General features: G+C 50.5%; 23 protein-coding genes and 1 pseudogene. 5 read left to right on the top strand and 19 right to left on the bottom strand.

The window, feature by feature from the left end; genetic code table 11:
* Window positions 1-2 precede the first annotated feature (2 nt).
* The 8 genes from DK507_RS08490 to DK507_RS08455 form a co-directional block, all read right to left on the bottom strand.
* Window positions 3-674, bottom strand: a complete 672-nt coding sequence (locus DK507_RS08490) for a glutathione S-transferase family protein (protein ID WP_109355930.1) — start codon at window positions 672-674, stop codon at window positions 3-5.
* Between the two features lie 102 nt (window positions 675-776).
* Window positions 777-1,397 carry a ribosome biogenesis GTP-binding protein YihA/YsxC gene (gene yihA, locus DK507_RS08485; RefSeq protein ID WP_109355929.1) on the bottom strand — a complete coding sequence of 207 codons (621 nt, stop codon included), beginning with the start codon at window positions 1,395-1,397 and terminating at the stop codon, window positions 777-779.
* Window positions 1,394-3,223, bottom strand: a complete 1,830-nt coding sequence (gene yidC / locus DK507_RS08480; RefSeq protein ID WP_109355928.1) for a membrane protein insertase YidC — start codon at window positions 3,221-3,223, stop codon at window positions 1,394-1,396. Before yidC ends, yihA begins: the two co-directional genes overlap by 4 nt.
* Before the next feature lie 91 nt (window positions 3,224-3,314).
* Window positions 3,315-3,527, bottom strand: a complete 213-nt coding sequence (gene yidD, locus DK507_RS08475; protein ID WP_109355927.1) for a membrane protein insertion efficiency factor YidD — start codon at window positions 3,525-3,527, stop codon at window positions 3,315-3,317.
* Window positions 3,528-3,532: 5 nt separating this feature from the next.
* Entirely contained in the window at window positions 3,533-3,928 is a 396-nt protein-coding gene (gene rnpA, locus DK507_RS08470) for a ribonuclease P protein component (RefSeq protein ID WP_254054310.1), read from the bottom strand.
* Window positions 3,929-3,961: 33 nt separating this feature from the next.
* Window positions 3,962-4,096 (bottom strand): 50S ribosomal protein L34, encoded by a 135-nt coding sequence (gene rpmH / locus DK507_RS08465; protein WP_082788408.1) that lies wholly within the window; start codon window positions 4,094-4,096, stop codon window positions 3,962-3,964.
* Between the two features lie 141 nt (window positions 4,097-4,237).
* Complete coding sequence (locus tag DK507_RS17965) at window positions 4,238-4,564, bottom strand: hypothetical protein (RefSeq protein ID WP_216822366.1); 327 nt, start codon at window positions 4,562-4,564, stop codon at window positions 4,238-4,240.
* Between the two features lie 178 nt (window positions 4,565-4,742).
* Window positions 4,743-5,483, bottom strand: coding sequence for an alpha/beta hydrolase (locus tag DK507_RS08455; RefSeq protein WP_109355926.1), 741 nt, complete (start codon window positions 5,481-5,483; stop codon window positions 4,743-4,745).
* Between the two features lie 202 nt (window positions 5,484-5,685).
* Here DK507_RS08455 and DK507_RS08450 point away from each other — a divergent pair.
* Window positions 5,686-6,534 (top strand): annotated as a pseudogene (locus DK507_RS08450) (YifB family Mg chelatase-like AAA ATPase); the annotation flags it as partial.
* A 377-nt stretch (window positions 6,535-6,911) separates the two neighbouring features.
* Here the strand turns inward: DK507_RS08450 and DK507_RS08445 are convergent.
* Window positions 6,912-7,193 carry a hypothetical protein gene (locus tag DK507_RS08445; RefSeq protein ID WP_109355924.1) on the bottom strand — a complete coding sequence of 94 codons (282 nt, stop codon included), beginning with the start codon at window positions 7,191-7,193 and terminating at the stop codon, window positions 6,912-6,914.
* A 90-nt stretch (window positions 7,194-7,283) separates the two neighbouring features.
* The gene (locus DK507_RS08440) at window positions 7,284-8,345 is read right to left on the bottom strand and encodes a hypothetical protein (RefSeq protein WP_162558976.1); all 1,062 of its coding nucleotides are present in this window, start codon (window positions 8,343-8,345) and stop codon (window positions 7,284-7,286) included.
* Between the two features lie 71 nt (window positions 8,346-8,416).
* Between DK507_RS08440 and DK507_RS08435 the strand changes: the two genes are divergently transcribed.
* Window positions 8,417-8,734: a DUF1778 domain-containing protein gene (locus DK507_RS08435; protein WP_216822365.1), complete on the top strand. Its 318-nt coding sequence runs from the start codon at window positions 8,417-8,419 to the stop codon at window positions 8,732-8,734.
* A gap of 6 nt (window positions 8,735-8,740) precedes the next feature.
* Here the strand turns inward: DK507_RS08435 and DK507_RS08430 are convergent, their stop codons facing one another.
* Window positions 8,741-8,944 (bottom strand): hypothetical protein, encoded by a 204-nt coding sequence (locus DK507_RS08430; RefSeq protein WP_109355921.1) that lies wholly within the window; start codon window positions 8,942-8,944, stop codon window positions 8,741-8,743.
* A 95-nt stretch (window positions 8,945-9,039) separates the two neighbouring features.
* Entirely contained in the window at window positions 9,040-9,399 is a 360-nt protein-coding gene (locus tag DK507_RS08425) for a hypothetical protein (RefSeq protein ID WP_109355920.1), read from the bottom strand.
* Window positions 9,400-9,467: 68 nt separating this feature from the next.
* Between DK507_RS08425 and DK507_RS08420 the strand changes: the two genes are divergently transcribed.
* Genes DK507_RS08420 through DK507_RS08410 form a run of 3 tightly spaced genes read left to right on the top strand, consistent with a single transcriptional unit; the run spans window position 9,468 to window position 12,825 of the window.
* Window positions 9,468-11,042 carry a recombinase family protein gene (locus tag DK507_RS08420; protein WP_109355919.1) on the top strand — a complete coding sequence of 525 codons (1,575 nt, stop codon included), beginning with the start codon at window positions 9,468-9,470 and terminating at the stop codon, window positions 11,040-11,042.
* Entirely contained in the window at window positions 11,039-11,935 is an 897-nt protein-coding gene (locus tag DK507_RS08415) for a ParB/RepB/Spo0J family partition protein (protein ID WP_109355918.1), read from the top strand. Before DK507_RS08420 ends, DK507_RS08415 begins: the two co-directional genes overlap by 4 nt.
* Entirely contained in the window at window positions 11,932-12,825 is an 894-nt protein-coding gene (locus DK507_RS08410) for a plasmid partitioning protein RepB C-terminal domain-containing protein (RefSeq protein ID WP_109355917.1), read from the top strand. Before DK507_RS08415 ends, DK507_RS08410 begins: the two co-directional genes overlap by 4 nt.
* Window positions 12,826-13,004: 179 nt before the next feature.
* Here the strand turns inward: DK507_RS08410 and DK507_RS18080 are convergent, their stop codons facing one another.
* The 7 genes from DK507_RS18080 to DK507_RS08375 form a co-directional block, all read right to left on the bottom strand.
* Window positions 13,005-13,256 carry an excalibur calcium-binding domain-containing protein gene (locus tag DK507_RS18080; RefSeq protein WP_254054309.1) on the bottom strand — a complete coding sequence of 84 codons (252 nt, stop codon included), beginning with the start codon at window positions 13,254-13,256 and terminating at the stop codon, window positions 13,005-13,007.
* 172 nt (window positions 13,257-13,428) lie between these two features.
* Window positions 13,429-13,869, bottom strand: a complete 441-nt coding sequence (locus DK507_RS08400; protein ID WP_109356234.1) for a thermonuclease family protein — start codon at window positions 13,867-13,869, stop codon at window positions 13,429-13,431.
* Window positions 13,870-13,988: 119 nt separating this feature from the next.
* Entirely contained in the window at window positions 13,989-14,432 is a 444-nt protein-coding gene (locus tag DK507_RS08395) for a hypothetical protein (protein ID WP_109355915.1), read from the bottom strand.
* Window positions 14,433-14,507: 75 nt separating this feature from the next.
* On the bottom strand, window positions 14,508-14,699 hold the full coding sequence (locus tag DK507_RS08390; RefSeq protein WP_109355914.1) for a DUF2384 domain-containing protein: 192 nt from the start codon (window positions 14,697-14,699) through the stop codon (window positions 14,508-14,510).
* 39 nt (window positions 14,700-14,738) lie between these two features.
* Entirely contained in the window at window positions 14,739-15,620 is an 882-nt protein-coding gene (locus DK507_RS08385; protein ID WP_109355913.1) for a hypothetical protein, read from the bottom strand.
* Window positions 15,621-15,966: 346 nt separating this feature from the next.
* On the bottom strand, window positions 15,967-16,683 hold the full coding sequence (locus DK507_RS08380; protein WP_109355912.1) for an RES domain-containing protein: 717 nt from the start codon (window positions 16,681-16,683) through the stop codon (window positions 15,967-15,969).
* On the bottom strand, window positions 16,664-17,095 hold the full coding sequence (locus DK507_RS08375; protein WP_254054308.1) for an MbcA/ParS/Xre antitoxin family protein: 432 nt from the start codon (window positions 17,093-17,095) through the stop codon (window positions 16,664-16,666). The genes DK507_RS08380 and DK507_RS08375 overlap by 20 nt, the downstream gene beginning before the upstream one ends.
* Window positions 17,096-17,098: the final 3 nt, after the last annotated feature.

Raw genomic sequence — 17,098 nt, 5'->3', positions numbered from 1 at the left:
GTTCAGCCTTTTGCAGCTTCTGGCGTATCAAAATGTTCAATCACCCAGGGTTCTTCCTCGGCAGCCTCCATCCATTCGATCATCCAGTCATGGCCCAATATGGTGTCCATATAGGATGCGGCAAAGCCGGGAACCTGAACGCCGTAGGTTTGGAAACGCGATACGATCGGGGCGTACATGATATCGACAGCGCCAAAAGTGCCAAACAGAAACGGGCCGCCGCGACCAAAGCGCGCCCGCGCCTGTGCCCAAAGCTGCATGATACGGGCGGCGTCCTGAATGACCTCTGGCGTGAATTGAAGCCCTTCATAGCGTTTGCGTGTGTTCATCGGGCATTGTTTGCGCAGGGCCATGAAGCCGCTGTGCATCTCGGCGGCCATCGACCGGGCCATGCCGCGGGCGGTTTCGTCCTTCGGCCAGAAACGGTCACGATGGGTTTTGTCGGCGAGCCAGTCGATAATCGCCAGACTGTCCCAGATCACGCTTTCGCCATCCCACAGGATTGGGACTTTGCCGCCTGATGGAGCAAAATTCTCGGTCTCCCGCACATCATCCCAATCCTCTCCATAGAGCGGGACGGTGAGCTCTTCGAAAGAGAGGCCGGATTGTTTGCAGGCGAGCCATCCGCGCATGGACCAGCTGGAATAGGCTTTGTTTCCGATTATCAGTTTCATAGACACATACCTAACCCACTCATCATGCAAGCGAAAGCGGGAATCTTACATACTGATATTCGCGATGGCGATGGGCAAAGTTACGCCGACCGATAGTTGAGCCTATATCTGAACGGCTTCCAGTACGGCCATGCGCAGCTCGTCAATGCCCTGCTTTTTCTCTGAAGAGGTAATGATCAGATCTGGATGCGCGGCGGGATGCTTCTTCGCCTCTGCCAAGACCTTTGCCTTGGTCGCTTCCAGCGCGGCTGTTTTCACCTTGTCGGCCTTGGTCATAACGATCCGGTAGCTGACGGCTGCCTTGTCGAGCATATCCAGCACATCTTCATCAGTGTTCTTGATCCCGTGACGGCTGTCGATCAGCACAAAAGTCCGTTTGAGCACTTGCCGTCCGCGCAGATAATCGTTGATCAGATAGCGCCATTTTTGAACCACTTTCGGCGGTGCCTTGGCAAAGCCATAGCCGGGCATATCGCAAATCCGGAAGATGAGCGGATCACCGATATCAAAGAAGTTCAGTTCCTGTGTCCGGCCCGGCGTATTGGACGTCCGTGCAAGTCCATTGCGGCCGGTTAGCGCATTGATCAGCGATGACTTGCCGACATTGGACCGGCCCGCAAATGCAATTTCCGGTACCGACGGGTCGGGCAAAAACTGCAGCTGCGGTGCCGATTTCAGGAAAGAAATCGGCCCGGAAAAAATTTTCGGATGAAGCGGGGTCATGCGCCCGCTTTTTCTTCCGCAGCCTTTTTCGCTTTTTCCTCAGCATCCTTGGCCATCTGCTCCTTCAGCTGTGGATGGCGGGAATAGAGCCATTTCTGCTGCGCGATTGTAAGGACGTTGGATACTGTCCAATAGAGCTGCAAGCCGGCGGCAAAGGGTGCCATGATGAATACCAGGATCCACGGCATCAGGCCGAAAATCTGTTGCTGCATCGGGTCCATTTGCTGGGGGTTCAGCTTGAATTGATAGTGCATCGTAATGCCCATCAGGATTGGCAATATCCCTACAGCCAGGAAACTTGGTGGATCAAACGGGATCAGGCCGAACAGATTGACCGGCGTGAGCGGGTCGGGCGCAGACAAATCCTTGATCCACAGGGCAAAGGGCTCATGACGCATTTCAATGGAAAGCATCAGCACCTTATACAGCGCAAAGAAGATGGGAATCTGCAGGAAGATCGGCAGACAACCGGCCAAAGGATTGACCTTTTCATCCTTGTACAGCTTCATGATTTCCTGCTGCTGCTTCTGCTTGTCGTCCTTATATTTTTCCTGAATTTTCTTCATTTTTGGCTGCACGGCGCGCATCTGCGCCATTGAGGCAAATTGTTTTTGTGCGATCGGGAACATCAGCCCGCGCACAATGAAGGTCATGATGATGATCGCAACGCCGAAATTGCCAACCATTTTGAACAGCCAGTTGAGCAGATAGAAAAGCGGCTTTTCAAACCAGTAGAACCAGCCCCAGTCGACCGCCCGGTCCAGCAAGGTGATGTCATATTGCTCTTTATAAGTGTCGAGCAATGCTGTTTCCTTGGCGCCGGCAAACAGGCGGGTGGTGGTTTTCAGTACTTTTCCGGGCGCCACAATTTGCGCATTTTCGCGGGCTATCTGTGCTTGATAAACGTCGCCGCTTCCTGCGCGAAACTTGGCTTCGACTTTCGCATCGCTGACAGGAATCAGCGCGCCGAGCCAATATTTGTCGGTGAAGCCGACCCAACCCTTGGTAGCATCGGCCGCAATGCCATTGGTGCCCGCCTCGTCGACATCATCATAGTCGGTATCGAAATTGGCGATTCCTTCGAACACGCCCATTGGGCCTATGTGGATGGTCCAGCTATCGGCCTCCCCCGGTGGTACATTGTCGAGGTCGCGGACGCGGCTGAGTATACCGAAAGGATTGAGTGCGATTGCATTGCCACCGCGATTGGTCGCGCTTTGCTCAGCTGTGATCAGATAATTCTCATCAATTGAAAATGTGATCGCAAAAGTCTGTCCGGTTTCGTTGGACCAGCTCAGCGTTACAGGTGTGTCGGGCGTCAGTTTGTCCTGATCCGCATTCCAGACCGTTTTGTCATTAGGCAGCGTGACGCCATCACCAGCCCAGCCAAAACGGCTGAAATAGGCGTCCTTGGTACCGGATGGAGAGAATAGACGCACAGGTGGACTATCCTTGGCAAGCTCTGTTGTATGGTCGGTCAGCGTCAGGTCATCAAGCCGCGCGCCCTGCAAGTTGATCGAACCCTTCAAGCGCGGTGTTTCAATTGCAACGCGGGGACTTTCTGCCAGTACAACCGGCAGCTTGCGGATCGTGCCTGCCGCGGCATCTGCGCCTATGGTGGCGGAGCCGGGTGTAGTCGAAACAACAGGAGCAGATCCATCAGCCTGCGTGGCTCCCTGTGAATCGGCAGTAGCCTGTTCGGATTGCTCAATCGCTTCGTTTTTGTTCACCATGTCCGGGAAAAATGTTTCCATCAGGACTGGCCAGCCAAACAGGATGATGCCGGTTAGCAAGACCGCCATGATGATATTACGCTTGTCGTCCACTATTTTTCCTAAACTCTGGTCTTAAAGATCGGTTTTACACCAAGTAAGACTGGTGCCTGTCCTATTCAATCAGCTCGATATAATATTGGGTTCAGGGAACCGGGTCATAACCAGAGCCCCCCCACGGATGACAGCGCAATAGCCGTTTCGCGCCCAACCAGCTACCCTTAAATGCACCGTGTTTTTCGATCGCCTCGATCGCATAGGCTGAACAGGTCGGACTGTACCGGCAGGTCGGTGGCAAAATGCGTGACGGGCCCCATTGCCAGCAGCGTACAAAGAAGATGAAAACGGCTTTTATCATGGCTTTCAGAGCTTTTTGGCGAGATGTTTCAGGGCTTTTTCAAGGTCTGTTTTCATCACGATGAAATCTCGTTCCTCATTTTCCTTACGGCCAATCATGATATGATCCGCTCCGATTATACCATATTGGGGGAGTGTTTCGGCCAAAAGCGCCCGAAATCGGCGCTTCATGCGGTTGCGGGCCACCGCGTTGCCGATTTTTTTTGTTACAGTGGTGCCGTAGCGTATAGTTTCTGAAACGGCGGGATGATCTTCTGGGCGTTTATATACCAGCAGCACGAAACTGGGCGTCACGAATCGCTTGCCGCGATTCGCCGCAAGAAAATCCGGGCGCTTGCGAATCACCTGGATATCGCGAACGGGTCTTTTCTTCTCGGTAAGTTGAGGCTGCGGATCGGTCACCGCATCACCCGATTATCTGCAGGAGCAGGTGCCTTAGGCAGAGAGCTTCTTGCGGCCACGCGAACGGCGGGCAGCCAGCACTTTGCGGCCTCCAACAGTTGCCTTGCGGGCACGGAAACCATGGCGCCGTTTGCGGACCAGGCGGCTCGGTTGAAATGTGCGCTTCATCGCGTTTATCCTACGTCTAAAATTTCGATAAAAAAGGCCGCTAAAAGCTGCGGCCACCTTGTTGACGCTGCGGATAAGTGCGCAGCCGCAGAAAGTCAAGCGTTAGCCCGAGGTTCGCTTAAAAAAAGTGGCACAAAAAGATCAGCTTTCTGACTTGGTTTTTACCTTACCAAATATCGGCAGTTCAAAATCATCCGGCAGCTTCTTGTGCCGTTTGCGGCGCATGGCCCAGTCGGTCCATTGACCATATTTCGGAAAACGCTGCTTGAAATCGACGTAGCGTTTCTTCGCCCAGCGTGAATTTTGCAGCACAAGAGCCAGTCCGATCGGGAACATGATAATGAAACCGGGCCCGGGAATAGCGCCGACGATAGGGGACAACAGCATTAGCGCAAAGCCGAGCATCGACAGCGCAAAACGCGATCCCGATGTGTATCTCCACCTTTTTTTTCTCAGTTTCTCGTTCATATCCACTTTCATGCGCTCTATGTGATGCATCGCGGTATGACCCGCAAGCCGCACTGTCGAAGAAATCACGCTCTTGGTCGATTATCATTCTATTTTATGCATATAGCATGAATGAGAGACGGAGCAGAATCCCCGAACCCGTAACTTACACTTGTCAATATAGATATGGGTGTCGCCCTCAGTGTAACAGCTGGAAGCGGACCAGGTCGTTGCGGGACAGTTTGAGCTGCCGGGCAAAAGGAACGCTGTTGGTCAGTGCATAAAAGGCACGGGCCTTGTCAGCGGGAATACCCATTTCGGCATAGTAGCGCAGATATTCGGCATGTACCGGATCATTGGGTGGATAGTCATTGGCTTCCCGCCCGTCTTCATCAATCCAGCTATGGACAATAAATTCAGCACCCTTGTCGGCAGTGTGCCGCACACCGGCGAGAAACAGCTCAACCGCACCTGAGCGCACGGAGCCACGTGCAGGTACGTGTGTGCTGATCCCGGCATGGCGAATTTGCCGGGCGAGGCTCAGATTGGCATCTTCATCAATGGACCCGTCACAGTCGATCATTACGATATGTTTGATACCGGGATGTTGTTGGAGCATCTGCTGAAACAGGGCCGGCGAATAGCTGTCCACGGTGCCCGACATTTCTGCCGTATCTTCCGATATCACCCGAAAAGGCCCATAGCTTTCCTGCGCTAGAGCGCTGGACCAGCCGCTCTGATGTTCCGGTTCGGCAAGATCATATTCGAACGTCTCAATGGTCTCGGTGACCGTATAGCTGGAACCGGACGCCCGTGCCTGTTCGGCCGGCAATAGAAACAGCGCAAGAAAGGTAAATAGAGTGACCCAGAGTCCGAGGCCGAAATTCCCGTTCAAACCATGATCAGGCATGCCCAGATTTTCGCGGGCTGGTTGGTTCATTCCCCGTTGCATTGGCCGCTTTTGTCCAAAGGCGCTTGATAAACAGTGGAAGCGATTGGTTTGCGTATGATTAACCAGCAGCTGACGCAGAAATAGGTGTGGGTCGGGATTGTTGACGGTTCCGGCCAAGCCTCTGGTATTGCTCGACTCTTTGGATACGCCTTGCCACAGTTGCGCCAGTAACAGGGCAATAAGGCATTATATGGTAGCACTGGTTTCCACTGTCGCCTATTTGGGCCTGGAAGCACGCGGGGTCGAGGTCCAGTGCCAGGTTGCCCCGGGCGTGCCGGCTTTCAATATCGTCGGACTGCCTGACAAAGCCGTGGCCGAAAGCCGGGAGCGGGTGCGGGCAGCGATAGCGGCGCTGGGTTTGTCACTGCCGCCTAAACGGATCACGATTAATCTGTCACCTGCGGATTTGCCCAAGGAGGGTTCGCATTATGATCTGCCCATTGCTCTGGCTTTGCTTGGTGCGATGGGCATTATAGATGCAGAGACTTTGGCCAGTTATGTGGTGGTGGGGGAATTGTCTCTGGACGGGCGGCTGGCAGCCACGCCCGGTGTTCTGCTCGCAGCCTTACATGCATCAAGCGAGAATTTGGGACTGATATGTACCGCATTGCAGGGGGCGGAGGCGGCCTGGGCTGGCGACGTCGAAATATTGGCACCGAAAGATCTGCTCGCTTTGCTCAATCATTTCAAAGGCCAGTCGGTGCTCACACCGCCCGAAGCTGGAACCGTACCGGAGCCAGATCAAGGACCGGATCTGAAAGACGTAAAGGGTCAGGAAACCGCCAAACGCGCGCTAGAAATTGCGGCCGCGGGCGGACATAATTTGTTGATGAACGGTCCGCCAGGCTCGGGTAAATCCTTACTTGCGTCCTGCTTGCCTGGCATCTTGCCGCCCTTGTCACCCGCCGAAGCCCTTGAAGTTTCGATGGTGGCCAGTGTGGCGGGTACTTTGGAGGGCGGCCAGATGAGCCGGACCCGACCCTATCGAAATCCCCATCATTCTGCTTCGATGGCGGCTCTGGTTGGTGGCGGTGTAAAAAATCTCAGTTGTTGAGATTGCGTCCGTTCGAATGAGACTGAGTCTCAATTCAAAGAACATAAAATAACCTTAATAGGCTGGAAAACAGCATTTATTTTCTAAATTGATAAAGGCGGCTATTTATTCTTCATCTTTTTTTACAGATACTACACTGGAAAATGCAATCGCACTTTTGCTGGTCCTTTCCAAATTACAAAGTTGATGCAAAATTGCAAATCCATAGTTCAGATGTCAACTTGCGATGCAATAATGACTTAAATGACTTATTACTAAAATTTGGGAAAGCGCCTCTCTTCTAACTTCCGGGATTTGTTGTGCAATATAATCTGATGATCATGTGCAATATAATCTGATGATCAATTGCGCAGGCGAGCTGGCTATGCTCCATCAATGGCTTGAAATTCAGAATCAATCATTCGTCCGCGTTGTTCCCTACCATTCAAACGCCGGATAAAGACATCTGGCTCGTTCTTACTTACCCAAAACAACGGTACGCCCCATTTCTCTTCAATGACGATGCCAGGCGTGAGCAAAGATTTGAGTGCCAGCTCCAGCCTTTTGTTGACTGCTTTGTTTCGTTTTCTGAATTCTTCTTCTGCAGCTTTGTATTTTAAGCTGTCAGTTGACTGGATCGTGGACTCTTGTTTTCGTTTTACCATAGCTGATTGTATCAGTTTCGAAGCATTTTTGCTATTCGAGTGCCGTCGATTTTCATCTTTTGAAAGGGCATGAGAGTATTCAACCCTCACCTAACGCGGCGGTAGCGGTTTGATTCCGTCGGAAGCAGGCACGCCATTGGCCATATTGGTATCCATCGCGGCGATCACGGCGTCGCTGCACCCAAATGTCTTCAGCTCGGCGGCAATACGCGGATCGCTCTGTGTCGGTGAAACGACCTGCGGAAAGTAAAATTCAACCGGCTTTTCCTGCTGGCACATATTGCGCCGCGCCAAGCTGTTGAAAGTTTTCAATTCGGCCAGCACGCCATTATGATCCTCGCGCCCGGCCAGGATATAGATTCTCAGGATGCGGACCGGATAATAGACGAGATCCTGGTGACGGCTATGGCGCTCGGTCTTTTTCAGGAACAGGTTGATCACATCCAGCGCGCGGTCTTCATCCTTCGCGATAGTCGCGTCATAGGCAATCAGTTCGGCATGCTCGACATTGGATATCAGGTCGATCGGCTGGCTGTCCGCCAAGGCGACTGCCGCTTTGAAATTGGCCAGCGCGTCATCGCGGCGGCCCAGCTCAAGGAGATACTTGCTCTTGTCTTTGTAGATATAACCCCGTCGCGCGGTACCACCGTGCATCAGGCTGCGCGCTTGCACCGCAATCAGGCCGTCATAAGCTGTCAGAGCAGCATCATGATGGCCAAATTGTTTATGCAGCGCAATCAGCGAACGATAGGCGCCTTGCGCGATTTCGTCCTGCATTGGCCAGCGGCCCCCGCCATGTTGTTTTGCCGCCTTGATCGCCAGCATCAGCGCGCGGTTTCTTAAATCTTCAGCATTGGGAGCGGTCCTCTTTTGCGCGGAAATTGCTGCCTTGCTGGCTTGCTGCAAACGGATCAGATCCTGATAGGCTTGCAGGACCGGCCAGCAGGTTTTTGCGACAAATTCGAGGGACGGCGGGTCCCGGTCATCGCAGGTGGACAGGTCGCCGCGTTTCTCTGGCGCTATAGTCATTTTGAGGATCGGGTTAATCGGCCGCGGCGATGAAACGATCGGGATCGGCTTTTTCTCTGCGGCGACCGGCGTAGCGGTCTCGGGTGCAGAAGTTGAAGATTGTGCCGCTAGCGGGAAGGTCATGAACAGGGCCGCTACAGCGCCCAAGCCAGAAAACATATGCATATACAGCGGGATAATGGGTCCCCTGCTGCTTGTCGATCAAAGAATTACCTCACGCATTTCTCTTAGATGATTCTACATTTGTCATGGAAGCTGCATTTGAGTTAGCAAAGGCGACCATTGAAACTCACGAACGGACTGACCTCCAAGCTGTCGACCATGCCGCTTTCTTTGAGGTGCTGGATAATTCACCTAAGCTTGCCAAAGAGCTTCGCGAAGCAGCGTTGATTTCTGTAGCAATCGAAATCTATCTACGCGCTGTTTTTATGCTTATTCTCTTTTCACTAACCAGAGAATATCCAGAGCTGATCTTACTACCATTTTTGCCCTATGGGACCAACCCTCCATGAGCTAGACTAGCTCTCAGTCTTTTTTCTAGCATCTTGTCCCCGGAGACGCACGGAGGCGTTTGACAGATCGATACGGGAGAAAAAACCATTACGACGGTTCAAAGCTTCCGGAGATATGACGCCATCGCGCAAATCCCGCTCATCCTGTTTGCGAGCGCGTTGTTTTTGGCGCTGACGCTCTACTGGATTGTATCGTTCGACCTTTGGCATATCAAACTCCTCATGGCGGCGAACTAGGCATCAAATCCTATCTGGTCAATGAATGAACCTTAGCCTTATAGCGACGAGATCCGATTCGACCCAATCTACTGATCACTTTGGAGCATGCGGATTGTTTTCAGGACATTTTCAATGGCCGCTTCTGCCGCAACGAGATCAACGTTCGCGACCATTTTATGATGACCGCCAAGTTTAAGAAAAGCTATAAGCACTGTTTTGCAATGAGCAGATAACAGTACCAAGTGAATTCCGCTCGGGCTTGTAACTCCATTGATCCAAGAACGTGCGGTGCGTTCGCTGACACTGGTCCATCGCATCACTGTTTTGGTTGCTCTTCGGCTACCTCCAAGTTCTGACATCAGCGCTTTGCTCACCGCTGCGCTGAGATCTCCATCCGTAATCCTGATCGATGATTTCGGAAGCAAATTGCCGGTTTTAAGAACCATCTTGCAGACCCTTTCAGTTTAAGGATGGGGGATAGGAGAGACTGTCTTGAAACTGGTGGATACCTCGCATGGTTATTGATTGGAGTCAGCCGGATGGCGATGACGAGGATTCCAACTCCGACAAAATTCCAGCAGCTGAATATGTTCGCATGTCAACGGAGCACCAGAAGTATTCTGCCGATAATCAATCTGAAGAAATTCATCGATACGCTGAACGTCGTGGGTATAGAATAATCGAGCGCTATGCGGATGAGGGGAAAAGCGGCCTCAATATTGGCGGCCGTAAAGCGCTTCAACAGCTATTGAGTGATGTTGAGACAGGACAGGCAGAATATAAGGCGCTGATTGTATATGATGTAAGTCGCTGGGGACGTTTTCAGGATGTTGATGAAGCGGCTTCATACGAACTGCGATGCCGCCGTGCCGGTGTGGCTGTTCATTACTGCGCGGAACAATTTGAAAATGATGGAAGCATAGGGTCTTCGATAATCAAGACCGTGAAGCGCGCAATGGCCGGCGAGTATAGCCGTGAGCTATCTGTAAAAGTCTTCAAGGGTCAATCGCATTTGATCCGGCTTGGTTACCGTCAAGGTGGCCCAGCAGGCTTTGGTCTAAGACGAATGCTAGTGGATCAAGAAGGAAATCAGAAAAATGAACTTAGGCTAGGTGAACACAAGAGTATCACCACAGATCGGGTGATATTGGTTCCCGGACCCACAAAGGAAATCGAACTGGTCCGCGAGATCTACAGGCGTTTCGTGGAAGATAATTTGTCTGAGCGGGATATCGCTAGTTGGCTCAATCTACAGGGCATATCAACGGATCGTGGATCAGAATGGACGCGGGGTACCGTCCATCAAATTCTGATAAACGAAAAATATATCGGTAATAATGTTTGGGGTAAAACATCATGCAAGCTTAAGGGTAAGCTCATTGAAAACGCGCCAAATGATTGGGTCAGGTCAGATAACGCATTTCGCGCGATAGTAGATAAGTCAGTATATGAAAAAGCCCAGGCTATCATCGTTTCGCGATCGGCAAAACTGAGCGATGAAGAAATGCTCGCTAGCCTAAAATCAGTGCTTGATCGCAAAGGTATATTGTCTGGCCTTATTATAGACGAAGTGGACGATTGCCCCTCTAGCGTAGCATTTAGAAGCAGATTTGGCGGGCTTTTACGGGCATATACTCTTATTGGGTTTCAGCCAGATCATGACTATTCATACTTGGAAATAAATAAAAAACTGAGGCTTTTGCACTCTCCAATCGTCGGCGACATCATATATGGTTTGGAACAAGCTGGAGGCACAGTTGATCGAGATGAGGAAACCGATCTACTCACAGTGAACCAAGAGTTTTCGATATCGATATGCATGATGCGTTGCCTATCGACAAAGGCGGGCTCCTCTCGTTGGAAGTTGAAATTTGACACATGTCTGTCGCCCGACATTACGGTGGCGGTCAGAATGAACACGGGCAATGACGCGGTAAAGGATTACTATTTACTACCGCGCTTGGATATGCGTCAGGCAGTATTGCGACTTGCTGAATATAACGGTCTCTCGTTCGATGCGTATCGAACGAATTCTTTGAGTGGCCTTTTCGCTTTAGCGAAACGCGGCAATCTGAGGTACGCAGCATGACCAGTACAAAACCCGCCCAGCGCGTAGAGTTAATCCCGATAGATAAGATAAACATCCTAAATCCACGTCATCGTAATCCGCAGATTTTCAATGAAATAGTTAGTAATATCAAAAAAATCGGTTTGAAGCGGCCAATAACCGTGTCGATGCGTATCCGAGAGATTGACCCTATCTATGATTTAGTCTGCGGCCAGGGTCGATTGGAGGCTTGCCAAATCCTGGGTCATAAAACAGTACCGGCATTGGTGATTACGGCGGACAAAGAAGATTGCCTTATCGCAAGTCTAGTCGAAAATTGCGCCAGACGTAATCACGGCACTTTAGATCTCCTTCAAGATATTATCGGTATGAACAAGCGCGGCTTTACGGAAGAGCAGGTAGCCTTAAAAACAGGTCTGACGGTTGACTATGTTAAGGGAGTCACCCGTTTGATCGAAAGGGGCGAGCACAGACTGTTAAAGTCGGTGGAAAGTGGCGTTATTCCAATTTCGGTAGCCACCGAAATAGCGGAAGCCGCTGATAAAGACATACAGGCAGCGCTAGCCAAAGCTTACGAAGATGGAACCTTAAAAGGTAAGAAACTCTTGGCCGCCAAACGATTAGTAGAGGTGCGTCGGCAGCGGGGCAAAGGTAGCGAATATCCCAAGGCAGTTCCCAATAAAAAGATGACAGCTGATGCACTGGTAAAAGCATACCAAGAGGATGCGGAACGAAAAAAGGATATGATCCAAAGGGCCGAGACAACCAAGAATCATCTGATTTTTATAACCGAAGCGCTTCGCAAACTCGTCGCCGATGAAAAATTTTTCAGTCTTGTGGAGAGAGAAGATCTGAATTCTATACCTGAATGCATAGCGCTGTCGCTGCAAGAGGAAGAGAGTTATCTGAAATGACCAAAAAGGACACGCCTTCCTGCATTGATCAGGTGTTTGAAGAATCCACACTCCGCATTCCTGTTGCCGATATTTTTCCGCTGCGCGAAGTCGGTGACGGTATCAGAGCGTCGAAGAAGTTTGCTCAAATTGCGGCATCAATTCGCGAGATTGGTATGATTGAGCCGCCGGTCGTGTACAGAGATAAAGAGGATCCTGGCACTTTCCATCTTTTGGATGGCCATATCCGGTTGGCTGTTATGAAGGATATAGGTGCAAAAGATATTGTTTGTCTGATTGCGACTGAAGATGAAGCTTTCACATATAACAAACGGGTAAACCGCCTAGCCCTCGTCCAGGAACATAAAATGATCTTGAGAGCGGTAAAGAAAGGCGTACCGGAAGAACGTTTGGCCCGCGCGCTGAATGTTAATATTCGCGCCATTAGAGCCAAGCGGAATCTATTGGTTGGTATCTGCAAAGAAGTTTCAGAACTTTTGCGCGATAAACACGTACCACATAATAGCTTTAAAGAACTGAAAAAGCTAAAACCGATGCGGCAAATTGAGGCCGCTCAGCTCATGATCGCGATGAACACATATTCTCTCCCTTATGCACGCTCGTTGGTTGCAGCTACGCCGCAAGACCAGCTTGTCAGCAATAAGCCGAAGCAAACCAAGGGGTTGAGCGGGGAGCAAATAGCGTTGATGGAGAAGGAATCTGAGAATCTTGATCGGGATTTCAGATCAATTGAAAAATCATATGCGGCAGACCATTTGAACCTCGTTCTAGCGGTTGGATATGTCGGGCGTCTCCTCGAAAGTGCAAATATCGTCCGATATCTAGCTGAGCATAATCCAGACATATTGTCAGAGTTTCAGTCAATCACGGCATTGCGCAAAACCAGCTAGCAAAACTCTACGGCTTTCTACGCAGCGCCCAAATAAATGACGAAAGACTTGCAATCACTGCCGCCAGAGCAATGACCATTGATGTATCCAGTAGAACCATAGTGAACCTCTCTTACGAATCATATGAGACATATTGTTCACTTTTTGTTCTATGTAGGACAGCACTTTTTAAAGACAGCTCATTCGCAGCCAATACCGTCATTGTCGCGGTCCAGATGTGAGGCATAGCCAGGTTGCCCTCTTCTGACCGGAGCCGCACCAGCAGCCCGGGCCGCTGAACAATTGGGATAATAAACGCTGCCGTTCGCTCTAACCTGTTTTTTGGGAGCGGTTTTCCCGCCGTGACAATGACGGCCGCCGCTTTTGCGGTCGTTGTGACAGCCATCGGCAGCGGTGCGTCCGCCATGCGCATATGCATCTGGAATTACCAAGGGTTGGCCTAGCGTTAATGCGTTTGCTACGGCTATCCCCAAAGCAATTCGCATTGTTTTAGAGATCGGTCTTAGAGAAATATTCTGCATCAGCCTGTCAACCAACCATAGATGGGCCATAGGATGATCAGCGCGATAAATGCCGTCGAAACAATGATAACGGCACTGTCTTTCAAGGTTTTTTGCATTGATGCTGTCCCCAGTATTTTTGCCAGCGAAGTGCATAACCGCCCTTGATCATCGCGCAGGACAAATCGCCTGATTTGCTATTGCTGCACCAGGCCGCTGTCCGTGAACCACCAGCACCCCCAACAGATTTGCAACTCAGTTTGGGCCCAGTGACCAATATATGCCCCTCTCTCGATACGCCTTTGGGTTTTCCAACAAGTTTAACCAGATAGTCGCGAGCAGCTGTACCGCTTGCTCTGGGGCAAGGGTGGCCCTGCCGACATGTTCCGTCCATTTCCCGTGCAGCAATACCGGAAAGCCTGATGCGCGGGCCTTCAGCGCACCAGATTGGGCCATCGCCATCCCATACACGGATGGGCGTACAGTCAAACGACTGTCCAGCAGGCACAATTGGCGTCGCAAGAAGCATGAGGGCAAACAACATGGCGTGAACCTTATGCTGTGACATTCAACAAAAGGTTGATAGCGCAATAGCCTTCCATTGTCCTTTGACAATTGAGGCCTGAACCAGTCATTCCAGAGCCAGCTGTTCTGATCTTTGCACTATCCGCCTTGCACGCCCATGCGGCGTGCGGCGATGACAACAGCGCCAACTTCGTATTCACGCAGCTTGTCGATCGGAGCGATATTGTCGAGATCGTTGTGCGGGTTCACCAGAAAGTTGAGGATTGCTAGGCCATTTTCAGTAGGAAGGGCTTCGATGACGTCTTTCAATCCTGCCACCGGCTGCCCGTCTTCCGTAAATTGAACAGCTGGAAATACAGATTTTCCGTTTTGATCCGGGACCGTGAATAGGTTTTTGTGTCGAACCATCGAGGAAATGGCCTGGTAGGAAACGTTACCCAGAAGGTCGCGCACCTTATCGATATCATAAGCTCCGCCCGATTGTCCCAAATCGGCTTTGGTGTTCTCAGCGCCTCGGTGAATGAGCTTCTTCAGCAAATTTGGTTCAGGGACATTATTGGCAGATGCAGATATTTCAGTCATGCAATCCTCTTCATTGCCTGTTGAAGCGCCGAAATATTTTAGAATTAGAGTGCTGCAGGTCTTGCAAGTTGATGGTCATGCATAGCCACCCACTGCCAAATGATCGAGATAGTTATGGATTACATCCACACGACCTGACTTTACCATTGCCTCAGCCGTCTCTCCGCCGACGGAAGGAATAGGTTGGGTGCGATACCAGGCATAGGCCTGGTCCTGGCTACCCGCCCATTCGAGGATGCGTTCGATGATTTTGAGTTCTTCGTCCATGTTTCTGGTTTCTCATTCCTGATCAGATGGCACGATGTATCAGCCCTTGGTACAATCGACTGGCCGGCCATTTGTCAGACGGTCTTTGTTGATCCAAGCAGATGACTTTTTGTGGAAAAGGACGCTTTTGGGCAATTTGATTTTGACCAATGGGCCTCTTATTTCCAATACCTTACCGCAGTTTGTTTGATCGCCAACCGCTAGATTTGCCTGAAATTCTCTTTGTCGAAGCAAATAGGGTGATTGGTCATTACGGAATTCATCTAAGAGAGGAGATGGTGCACTTTTATGCGGGATCGGCATTAAGTTGCGCACTTTTTCCTGCATTTTTGGGTCGAAGATGGCAGGATCAACAGCCATCACGGTCGTTGTTGTTGAAAAAGTCTTGAGATTCAAAGGAGCCACATTGCTCCAATCAAATTTCCGTTCGAGGGTGACGCGATCAGCGATAACTACCGCCATGGCGCTCCACATTTTGCTTGTACGATGCTGGCATACTGCTGTGAATAACTGATAGCCTGAAATATTTGGCCAGTCGTATCGATGGAATTCGTTAGAATAATAATCTTTGATATAATAATTATTCTTGCTGGCAGTTAAATCCAGTTTACCATCTCTTGCCTCGCAATAGCCTTTATAGGCATCCCTTATTTCAAAGAACGTATCATATGGGGCGTAGTTATCGTCAACAATGATCCGATATTGGCTTTTGTTGATACCGTTGGCGTCGATATATTGGCGAGCAACGTTGGTAGCCGGCAGGACTTTGGTATCTGTTGACCCAATCACAGGTTTTAAAAACTCGCCGATCGTAATGTCGGTTGTCTCCGCATTGGCTGAGGCGGATCCACTGGTAAGCACTAAAGCCAGTATCGCATACGCATACCATTTGGGTGCATTAGTTGAGTTGATTTTGGCCATCTATCGCCTCCGTCGTGATTTTCACAAGAGGCGGGCCCGGAGCCGGGTGTTAGTAACCCTGCGCACGCACAGAGCGCCGCCACCTTTAGGCGAACCCTGGACATACGTAACGGCCACCCGGCCAACATAATGTTGACCGGCGCGTGCGTTGTTGAGGTTACTATGCCTCACAGTCGGGACTGACCGAACTGCGTATTAAGAGTTAGCGAGTTTGAAGAATTGCTGCAATAGGATGGTTGAAGCAAGCCTTCGCCAGAGAAAAAGCTTGGGAGCCGGTTGCTGGCAGACTAAAATATACTTAGATAATCGGTTGTGTTTTTGTATGCAGTGAACATGATTGTGTCGATCATGCCGCGAGAATGTCATTTGGTAGCTGTAGATCAGTCGGATCATAAGTCTTGTCAGCTCCAAATGCATATAGCACCGTTATGCAGTTGCCGTTCCAAAGAAATTTAAAGTGCTCTGCCTGATTGGGCCTCCCCAAGCAATCGGGCTTCAAAACAACAACGCTGTTTGCGGAAGGGCGCTCATGAGGATGGAAGATGATACCATCCAAGGACCGGCTCACGGCTTCTTCTCCAAGATTTAATCTCCGCTCTCGATCTGAAATTCCCTTCCAGTTTCTTGCATCAATAAATGATCCAGTCACTTTGCGCGTCAGCTGTCTAATTTCTATTGCAGTGGCAGGTTCCGATGTGCGCTTGAGAAAGTTCTCTCGCCTGATTACAGATACAGCAAGCGCTGTTTGAAGATCTGCCGCTAGTTCGACGACGTTTCGGTCACGTCCGTAAAATTTACTACCTTCGGGGTTAGGGTATGCGAATGGTGCGTGATTCCAGCTTTGCAATCTTGGAGATTGCTCATCAACTGCGGCTATGCCTTTGGTTAATCGTTGTTTCTCACGAACGCGAGGATTCGTAAGCTCCTCGACCGCTGCGAAATACGCATCATTCCCGTTGGCGATCCGCTCATACACAGGCACTGGCGGAAACCGAGACGGGATCAAGTTGTGGTATTGGCTGTCGATCTCGATAACCGGTAAATTAGCCCCCTCGCTGTGCATCGAGATACTGCCTCACTTTTACGATGTCTGAAAAATCGCCTCTTTCAAGCATAATGTCCAGAGCCGAAAGGCCACCGAAAAATTCATTCTTTCTTTTCAGCCATTCTTGCGAGCGCACCGGGTCAGTGAAAAGAATTTCGAGAGCTTTCCATATCGCCAATAGATGGGAAATGCGCTCGCCAGTATCCCTAGGCACCTCAGTACCCTCCTTCTTCCATTTGAAGAACGTCGAGCGGGGTGGCGATCCCAAAAGTTTTATTTGCTCATCTGAAGATAAATCCCAAGCTTCTGCCAATGGTGTGAACGCAGCCAAGCTTACGGGAATCGCAATTTCCCCCCCGCCCATTTGGGCGACGGTTGTTATGGCCATAAATAAATCTCCCATTTGTCCATATTTGGACTTGATTTCCATAGT

The sequence above is a fragment of the Sphingorhabdus sp. EL138 genome, from assembly GCF_900258045.1.
Classification (GTDB): Bacteria; Pseudomonadota; Alphaproteobacteria; order Sphingomonadales; family Sphingomonadaceae; genus Parasphingorhabdus.
The sequence above is the reverse complement of the archived record's forward strand: the minus strand, read 5'-3'. Positions and strand labels throughout refer to the sequence as shown.